Raw genomic sequence first — 8,695 nt, 5'->3', positions numbered from 1 at the left:
GGTTCGCTCGTTCTTCAAGCATCCAAGTGTCGCCTATATTACTGACTTATGAGTACCTGGTACCCAGCTACCGGCGCCCACGCGCGGCTCGCCAACCCACGGCCGCCAGCACGGCGGCGGCGCTGCCCTGGTCAGCGATGGCGCGCGCGCGTGTCGCCAGGCGGTGCGCCACGGCGTGCAACGACCACGACGCGCCACCGATCGCTGCCGGCAAGGTGCGCGTCGCGCGGGCGGCGGATGCGCCGGACACGCCAGATGCCGGCGCGCGGCTGCGCATTTCCGGCCGCCTGATCGACGTCTGCGCCGAACTGGAGCGGCTGGCCGCGATCGAGGCGGCGGGGTCCAGCCTGCCGCGCCGCGCCTGAGCGTGGGGGCGCGCAGGGATCCACGTGCGCCCCGGCACCACGATCGGGCGGCATCCGCCCGATCCCGACGCGTGCGAGCCATGCACGATTTCGGCTTCGCTGCCGGGCCAGACTGAGAACCTCGCCACGCTGCATGCCGTCCGGCGCCGTCTGCATTGGCGCACCAGGCGCCGGGATCCTCCCTGCGCGCACAGGCACAATGTGCGCTCATGAATATCGTGATCCTCGACGATTACCAGGATGCCGTGCGCAAGCTGGCCTGTGCCGCCAAGCTGGAGGCCTACCCGGCCAAGGTCTACACCAACAACGTCAAGGGGCTGGGACAGCTGTCGGTGCGGCTGCGCGATGCCGAGGTGCTGGTGCTGATCCGCGAGCGCACGCACATCACGCGCCAGCTGATCGAGAAGCTCCCCAAGCTGAAGATGATCTCGCAGACCGGGCGCGTCGGCAGCCACATCGACGTCGCGGCCTGCACCGAGCGCGGCATCGCCATTGCCGAAGGCGTGAGCTCGCCGGTGGCGCCGGCCGAACTGACCTGGGCCCTGATCATGGCGGCCGCGCGCCGGCTGCCGCAGTACATCGGCAACCTCAAGCACGGTGCCTGGCAGCAGGCGGGGTTGAAGACAGCCTCGATGCCGCCCAACTTCGGCATCGGCACCGTGCTGCGCGGACGCATCCTCGGCATCTGGGGCTATGGCCGCATCGGCCAGCTGGTGGCCGGCTACGGGCGCGCCTTCGGCATGGAGGTGGTGGTCTGGGGCTCGCCCGAATCGATGGCGCGCGCGCGCGCCGACGGCTACCATGCGGCACCCTCGCGCGCCGAGTTCTTCGCGCTGGCCGACGTGCTGTCGCTGCACCTGCGCCTGGTCGATGCCACGCGCGCCATCGTCAAGCTGGAAGACCTCAGCCGCATGAAGCCGACCGCGCTGCTGGTCAACACCTCGCGCGCGGAGCTGATCGAGCCCGACGCGCTGGTCGCCGCGCTCAACCGCGGCCGCCCCGGCATGGGAGCTGTGGACGTGTTCGAGACCGAGCCGATCCTGCAGGGCCATGCTCTGCTGCGGCTGGAGAACTGCGTCTGCACCCCGCACATCGGCTACGTCGAGCAGGATAACTACGAACAGTACTTCAGCGCCGCCTTCGACAACGTGGTCAGCTACCTGCGCGGCACGCCGACCAACATCGTCAACCCGGGCGCGCTGCAGATGCGGCGCTGAAACAGGCCGACCGACCGGCTTCCATGCACAGCGCATTGTCATAATGCCGCGCATGAACACTCCCCGCTTCACCACCGTCGGCATCGTCGGCACCGGCGCCATGGGGCGCGGCATTGCCCAGATCGCCGCGCAGGCCGGCAGCACCGTGCTGCTGTTCGACACCCAGGCCGATGCCGTCGCCAAGGCGCAAGCGGCGCTGGGCACCCAATGGGACAAGCTGGTCGAAAAAGGCCGCATGACGGCGGACGCCGCCGCCGCGCAGAAGGCGCGTCTGCAGCCCGCCGCCACGCTGGCGGACCTGGCCGCCTGCGACCTGATCGTCGAGGCCATCGTCGAGCGGCTCGACGTGAAGAAAAGCCTGTTCGGCGAGCTGGAAGGCATCGTGCCGGCCGGCACGGTGCTGGCCACCAACACCTCCTCGCTGTCGGTCACCGCCATCGCGGCCTGTCTCAAGCATCCACAGCGCTTCGCCGGCTACCACTTCTTCAACCCGGTGCCGCTGATGAAGGTGGTCGAAGTCATCGCTGGCCTGAAGACCGATGCCGCCGTGTGCCAGGCGCTGGCGCAGTACGCGCGCAACATGGGCCACACGCCGGTGCAGGCCGGCGACACGCCGGGCTTCATCGTCAACCACGCCGGCCGCGGCTACGGCACCGAGGCGCTGCGCATCGTCAGCGAAGGCGTGGCCGACTTCGCCACCATCGACCGCATCCTGAAGGACCAGGTGGGTTTTCGCCTCGGCCCCTTCGAGCTGTTCGACCTGACCGCGCTCGACGTCTCGCACCCGGTGATGGAATCGATCTACCGCCAGTACTACGACGAGCCGCGTTACCGCCCCAGCGTCATCACCGCGCAGCGCCTGGCCGGCGGCGTGGTCGGCAAGAAGGTAGGCGAAGGCTTCTACAAGTACGAGGACGGCGCCGCACAGGTGGCCGCCGAACCGCCGGTACCGCTGTTCGACGAGCTGCCACCGGTCTGGGTGTCGACCCGCGCCGCGCGCCGCGCCGAGCTGTACCAGCTGCTCAAGGACCTGGGCGCGAAGATCGAGACCGGCCAGTCGCCCTCGCCGCAGGCGCTGACCCTGGTGGCGCCGCTGGGCTTCGACATCACCACCGTGGCAGTGGTCGAGCGGCTCGATCCGGCGCGCACCGTCGGCATTGACATGCTGGTCGATGACAAGGCGACCAAGCGCCGCGTGCTGGCCACCAACCCGGCCACGCGCGCCGATATGCGCGACGCCGCGCACGCGCTGTTCGCGCGCGACGGCAAGGCGGTGAGCGTGATCCGCGACTCGGGCGGCTTTGTCACCCAGCGCGTGGTGGCCACCATCGTCAACATCGCAGCCGACATCTGCCAGCAGCGCGTGTGCAGTCCGCAGGACCTGGAAACCGCCGTCACCCTGGGCCTCGGTTATCCGCTGGGCCCCCTGGCCATGGGCGACAGATACGGCCCGGCCAACGTGCTGGAAGTGCTGTTCAACCTGCAGACCGTGTATGGCGACCCGCGCTACCGCCCGAGCCCCTGGCTGCGCCGGCGCGGCGCCATCGGCCTGAGCCTGCTGCACGAAGAGGCATGACGAGATGACCGTGGCGCCTGACGGCGCCGGCGATGACAGAATGATGGGCAGCGGCTGGCGTCACGACGCGCCGCGCAGTCATGGCCGCCGCGTCAGCGCCGCCGTCATTTCGTCATCTGAAGGAGACACGACATGAGCATGCCTGAACCCGGGAGCGACGAAACCAGGCCGCAGGCCATCATCGCCGACGAGGCCGCGCTGCTGCAGGCCGAGATCGACCGCGCGCTGCTGCCCACGACCGGCCGCACAGCCGAAGAATTAGCTCAGGTCGCCGAACTGGAGCAGTTGCCGCCGCTCAGCGACGAGGAACTGGCGCGCCAAGCCGAGGCCGCGCCCGGTGCCGACGGTGACCCCTTGACGCCCGAATAGGCACGCGCACCGACATGGCCGCCGAACTGCGCAGCACCTTCGAAGGCAGCACCATGGTGCTGACCATCAGCAACCCGGAGCACCGCAACGCGCTCAGTCCCGAGATGTACGCCGCGGGTGTCGAGGCGCTGAACGTGGCCGAGACCAATGCCGAGGTGCGCTGTGTGGTGCTGACCGGCGAAGGCGATACGTTCTGCGCCGGCGGCAACCTGCAGCGCCTGCTGGCCAACCGGCAGAAAGCCCCCGAGGTGCAGGCGCAGAGCATCGAGGGCCTGCACAACTGGATCGAGGCGATCCGCACCTTTCCGAAGCCGGTCATCGCCGCGGTCGAGGGGCCGGCCGCCGGCGCCGGCTTCTCGCTGGCGCTGGCCTGCGACCTGATCGTGGCGGCGCGCAACGCGGTGTTCGTGATGGCCTACAGCAGCGTCGCGCTGTCGCCCGACGGCGGCGGCAGCTGGCACCTGGCGCGTGCGCTGCCGCGCCAGCTGGTCAGCGAGCTGCTGCTGGGCGGCGAGCGCATCGGCGCCCAGCGCCTGCACGAGCTCGGCGTGGTGAATCGCCTGTGCGACGCCGGCCAGGCGCTGGCGACCGCGCTGGCCTGGGCCGACCGACTCGGCGCCCGCGCGCCCAACGTGCTGGCCAGCATCAAGGAACTGGTCAACGACACCGGCGCCCACGACCTGCCGACCCATCTGGCGGCCGAGCGCGACCAGTTCGTCAAGAACCTGCACCACGTCAACGGCGGCATCGGCATCGCCGCCTTTCTGAACAAGCAGACGCCGCGCTACGAATAACGCAGCAAGCTAACCGCGGCAGCTCAGCGCAAGAGAGACATCGAACGCGTGATCGGCAGACTGCCGGCGTTCCGCGCAGCGGCGCGGCAAACGCGCCATTCGGACGATTCCTCGAGATCTGCTCGACGAAACTGCGCGCACTGGCCCGCCGCCGTACTGAACACCGCAGTTGGCGCACCGGTGCGAAGATTCGCGCTTGCCGCATGGCCGCGCGCCGGGAACGGTCCCGCACGCGACAATCACCCCTGACACAAGTCACCCGCAAGACAGCCCATGGACGACCCCATTCTTACCATGGAGGAACGCGAGGCGATCAACAGTGGTCGCTGGTTTTCCTCCCTCTCCCCTTCACTGCGGCACGACATCCTCCGATGCGCCTACGTCAAACGCTACCACGACGGCGACATGATCTGCGCCCGCGGCGACCAGGCCGAACAGTGGATCGCCTGTGCCAAGGGTTCGGTGCGCGTGTGCTCGACCACGCTGACCGGCAAGCAGATCACGCTGACCTACGTGGAGCCCGGCATCTGGTTCGGCGACGTGGCGATGTTCGACGGCGACCGGCGCACCCACGATGCCTACGCGCATGGCCCCACCACCACCGTGGGCGTGACGCGCGCCGATTTCCAGCGCATTCTGTCGCAGCATCCGGAGCTGTACGAGGCCTTGCTGAAGCTGCACGCGCGGCGCATCCGCCTGCTGTTCGGCCAGGTGGAAGACCTGAGCGCACTGCCGCTGCGCGCGCGCCTGGCCAAGCAGCTCGGCCACCTGCTGCGCAGTTATGGCACGCCGGTACCGGGCACAGCGGACGAGATGCGCATCACGCTGCAACTGGCGCAGGAAGAACTCGCGCAGCTGCTGGGCGCGTCGCGCCAGCGGGTCAACCAGGAACTCAAGACCATGGAGCGCGAGGGCGTGATCCGCATCGAGCCCGCCGGCTTGGTGGTGCGCGATGGGGCCGCGCTGCGGCGCATCGGCGAAGCCGAAGGCTAGGACAGGAGCAGACCCGGACGGCATGAGCAACACCGAGCAATTCACCGGCACCCGTCCGGTTTCCGAAGCCCACGCCGTCGACACCGACGCACTCGGCGCGTGGCTGGCGCAGCACCTCGACGGCTTTGCCGGCCCCTTGAGCGTGGAGCAATTCAAGGGCGGCCAGTCCAACCCCACCTACAAGCTCGTCACGCCGACGCAGAGCTACGTGATGCGTGCCAAGCCCGGTCCGGTGGCCAGGCTGCTGCCCTCGGCGCACGCCATCGAGCGCGAGTTCGCCGTCATGCGCGGCCTGCACGCCACCGACGTGCCGGTCGCCAGGATGCACGCCCTGTGCGAGGACGAGTCGGTGATCGGCCGCGCCTTCTACGTGATGGAGTTCGTCGATGGCCGCGTGCTGTGGGACCAGACCCTGCCCGGTATGAGCAACGCGCAGCGGGCCGAGATCTACGACGAGATGAACCGCGTCATCGCGGCGCTGCACAAGGTCGATTACAAGGCGTGCGGGCTTGAGCACTACGGCCGACCCGGCAACTACTTCGAGCGCCAGATCGGCCGCTGGAGCAAGCAGTACGTCGCCTCGGTCACGCAGCCGATTCCTGAGATGGACCGGCTGATCGACTGGCTGCCCGCCCACATGCCGCCTAGCGCACGTGACGACAGCCTGGTCAGCATCGTGCATGGCGACTACCGGCTCGACAACCTGATGTTCCACCCCGACGAGCCGCGCGTGCTGGCGGTGCTGGACTGGGAGCTGTCGACGCTCGGCCACCCACTGGCCGACTTCAGCTACCACTGCATGGCCTGGCACATCCCGCCCGGCGCCTTCCGCGGCATCGGCGGCGTCGACATCGCCAAGCTTGGCATCCCGAGCGAGCAGGAATACATCCGTCGCTACTGCGAGCGCACCGGCTTCACCACGCCCGAGGCGCTGGCACCGGACTGGAACTTCTACCTAGCCTACAACATGTTCCGCATTGCCGCCATCCTGCAAGGCATCGCCAAGCGGGTCGAGGCCGGCACCGCCAGCAGCGCGCAGGCCAGGGCCAGCGGCGCCGGCGCACGGCCGATGGCCGAACTGGCCTGGAAGTTCGCGCAGCAGGCCTAGCGGCGCCCACACACGATCATCGAACACCGAAAGGAACCGACATGGACTTCGAGTACAGCCCCAAGGTCAAGGAACTGCAGGCACGCTTGCTGGCCTTCATGGACGAGCACATCTACCCGAACGAGAACGCCTATCTCGAGGAGATCGCGGCCAACCGCGCCAAGGGCAACGCCTGGGTGCCGACGAAGATCGCGGAGGAGCTCAAGCCCAAGGCACGCGCCGCCGGTCTGTGGAACCTGTTCCTGCCGAAATCCACTCGCGCGCCCGAGGGCTTGAGCAACCTCGAATACGCGCCGCTGTGCGAGATCATGGGCCGCGTGCCCTGGGCGCCCGAGGTGTTCAACTGCTCGGCGCCCGACACCGGCAACATGGAGACGCTGGAGCGCTACGGCTCCGAGGCCAACAAGGACCAGTGGCTGGAGCCGCTGCTGCGCGGCGAGATCCGCTCGGCCTTCCTGATGACCGAGCCGGCCGTGGCCTCGTCGGATGCCACCAACATCGAGTGCGAGATCCGCCGCGACGGCGACGAGTACGTCATCAACGGCCGCAAGTGGTGGTCCTCCGGCGCCGGCGACCCACGCTGCAAGGTCTACATCGTGATGGGCAAGACCGATCCCGAGGCGCCGCGCCACGCCCAGCAGTCGATGATCCTGGTGCCGTCCGACGCGCCCGGCGTCAAGGTGATCCGGCACCTCAGCGTGTTCGGCTACGACGACGCGCCGCACGGCCACATGGAGGTCGAGCTGAAGAACGTGCGCGTGCCAGCCGGCAACCTGCTGGTCGGCGAGGGCCAGGGCTTCGCCATCGCCCAGGGGCGCCTGGGCCCGGGGCGCATCCACCACTGCATGCGCTCGATCGGTGCCGCCGAGGTCGCGCTGGAGCTGATGTGCAAGCGCCTGAACCAGCGCGTGGCCTTCGGCCGCCGCATCTCCGAGCAGGGCGTGTGGCGCGAGCGCATCGCCGAGTCGCGCTGCATGATCGAGCAGGCGCGCCTGCTGACGCTCAAGGCCGCCTACATGATGGACACCGTCGGCAACAAGGTGGCCAAGGCCGAGATCGCCATGATCAAGATCGTCGCGCCCAACATGTCGACCCGCATCCTCGACTGGGCCATGCAGGCGCACGGCGGCGCCGGCATCAGCCAGGACTTCCCGCTCGCCTTCAGCTACGCCAACCAGCGCACGCTGCGCTTTGCCGACGGTCCCGACGAGGTGCACCGCAACGCGCTGGCCAAGCTGGAACTGGCCAGGCATGCAGTCAAGATGCCCTGATTGGAGGCGCTGGCCAAGCGCAGCGGTTGCATCCAGGCAGCATGTGACCTGACCCGGGCAGGAAACGACCTCCCGGCGGAAGGTCGCCTGGCTTCCGACGTCATGCAAACGCCCAGCGCTGCACAGGTGGCCCGGACAGCCCACAATGGCTGCATCCTGCCAACCCGCTGACCGACCAAGCCGATAATCGACGTCTACTCCTGGCCCACGCCCAACGGCCACAAGGTGCACATCATGCTGGAGGAGTGCGCCCTGCCCTACTGCGTGCACGCCATCGACATCGGCGCCGGCGACCAGTTCGCGCCCGAATTCCTGCAGATCAGCCCCAACAACCGCATCCCGGCCATCGTCGATCCGGATGGTCCCGATGGCCAGCCGATCTCGATCTTCGAATCCGGCGCCATCTTGCTCTACCTGGCCGGCAAGTCCGGCCGGTTCATGCCGCACGATGAGCGTGGCCGATGGCAGGTCATGCAATGGCTGATGTTCCAGATGGGCGGCGTCGGCCCCATGCTGGGCCAGGCGCACCACTTCCGTGTCTACGCGCCCGAGAAGATCGACTACGGCATCCAGCGCTACACCAACGAGGCCCGGCGCCTGTACGGCGTGATGGACAGACAGATCGCCTCGAGCGGCGCCTACATCGCCGGCAGCGACTACAGCATCGCCGACATCGCCATCTTCCCCTGGCTGCGCGGCTGGGAACGGCAGGGCATCGACTGGGCCGACTACCCAGCGCTGAAGACCTGGTTCGACCGCGTCGCCGAACGCCCCGCCGTGCAGCGCGGCGTGGAAGTGCTGGCCGATCGGCGCAAACCGGTGCGCACGGCCGCGGAGATGGAAGTGCTGTTCGGCCAGACCCAGTACCAGCGGCGCTGATCGCAGTATCGGCGTCGCGCGCCGCAGGTTAGAATCTCTGCTTTGTCGGAGCGTAGCGCAGCCTGGTAGCGCATCTGCTTTGGGAGCAGAGGGTCGCGAGTTCGAATCCCGCCGCTCCGACCA

General features: G+C 68.5%; 9 protein-coding genes and 1 tRNA gene. All 10 read left to right on the top strand.

Annotated elements, in window-relative coordinates; translation table 11 throughout:
- Positions 1–365 (top strand): hypothetical protein (locus tag PK606_RS15495; protein WP_324565235.1); only part of this gene is annotated, 365 nt, incomplete at its 5' end.
- A 209-nt stretch (positions 366–574) separates the two neighbouring features.
- Positions 575–1,582 carry a D-2-hydroxyacid dehydrogenase family protein gene (locus tag PK606_RS15490; protein WP_324565234.1) on the top strand — a complete coding sequence of 336 codons (1,008 nt, stop codon included), beginning with the start codon at positions 575–577 and terminating at the stop codon, positions 1,580–1,582.
- Between the two features lie 52 nt (positions 1,583–1,634).
- Positions 1,635–3,158, top strand: a complete 1,524-nt coding sequence (locus PK606_RS15485) for a 3-hydroxyacyl-CoA dehydrogenase (protein ID WP_324565233.1) — start codon at positions 1,635–1,637, stop codon at positions 3,156–3,158.
- Positions 3,159–3,290: 132 nt separating this feature from the next.
- Positions 3,291–3,527: a hypothetical protein gene (locus PK606_RS15480; protein ID WP_324565231.1), complete on the top strand. Its 237-nt coding sequence runs from the start codon at positions 3,291–3,293 to the stop codon at positions 3,525–3,527.
- 14 nt (positions 3,528–3,541) lie between these two features.
- Positions 3,542–4,321: an oxepin-CoA hydrolase, alternative type gene (locus PK606_RS15475; protein ID WP_324565229.1), complete on the top strand. Its 780-nt coding sequence runs from the start codon at positions 3,542–3,544 to the stop codon at positions 4,319–4,321.
- A gap of 273 nt (positions 4,322–4,594) precedes the next feature.
- Positions 4,595–5,314 carry a Crp/Fnr family transcriptional regulator gene (locus PK606_RS15470; RefSeq protein WP_324565228.1) on the top strand — a complete coding sequence of 240 codons (720 nt, stop codon included), beginning with the start codon at positions 4,595–4,597 and terminating at the stop codon, positions 5,312–5,314.
- Between the two features lie 22 nt (positions 5,315–5,336).
- Entirely contained in the window at positions 5,337–6,422 is a 1,086-nt protein-coding gene (locus tag PK606_RS15465; protein WP_324565226.1) for a phosphotransferase, read from the top strand.
- A gap of 41 nt (positions 6,423–6,463) precedes the next feature.
- Positions 6,464–7,693 (top strand): acyl-CoA dehydrogenase family protein, encoded by a 1,230-nt coding sequence (locus tag PK606_RS15460; protein ID WP_324565225.1) that lies wholly within the window; start codon positions 6,464–6,466, stop codon positions 7,691–7,693.
- Positions 7,694–7,876: 183 nt separating this feature from the next.
- The gene (locus tag PK606_RS15455; RefSeq protein ID WP_324565236.1) at positions 7,877–8,572 is read left to right on the top strand and encodes a glutathione binding-like protein; all 696 of its coding nucleotides are present in this window, start codon (positions 7,877–7,879) and stop codon (positions 8,570–8,572) included.
- A 46-nt stretch (positions 8,573–8,618) separates the two neighbouring features.
- Positions 8,619–8,695: transfer RNA gene (locus PK606_RS15450), tRNA-Pro, on the top strand.

Source organism: Ottowia sp., from assembly GCF_035444425.1.
Lineage (GTDB): Bacteria > Pseudomonadota > Gammaproteobacteria > Burkholderiales > Burkholderiaceae_C > Ottowia.
The sequence above is the reverse complement of the archived record's forward strand: the minus strand, read 5'-3'. Positions and strand labels throughout refer to the sequence as shown.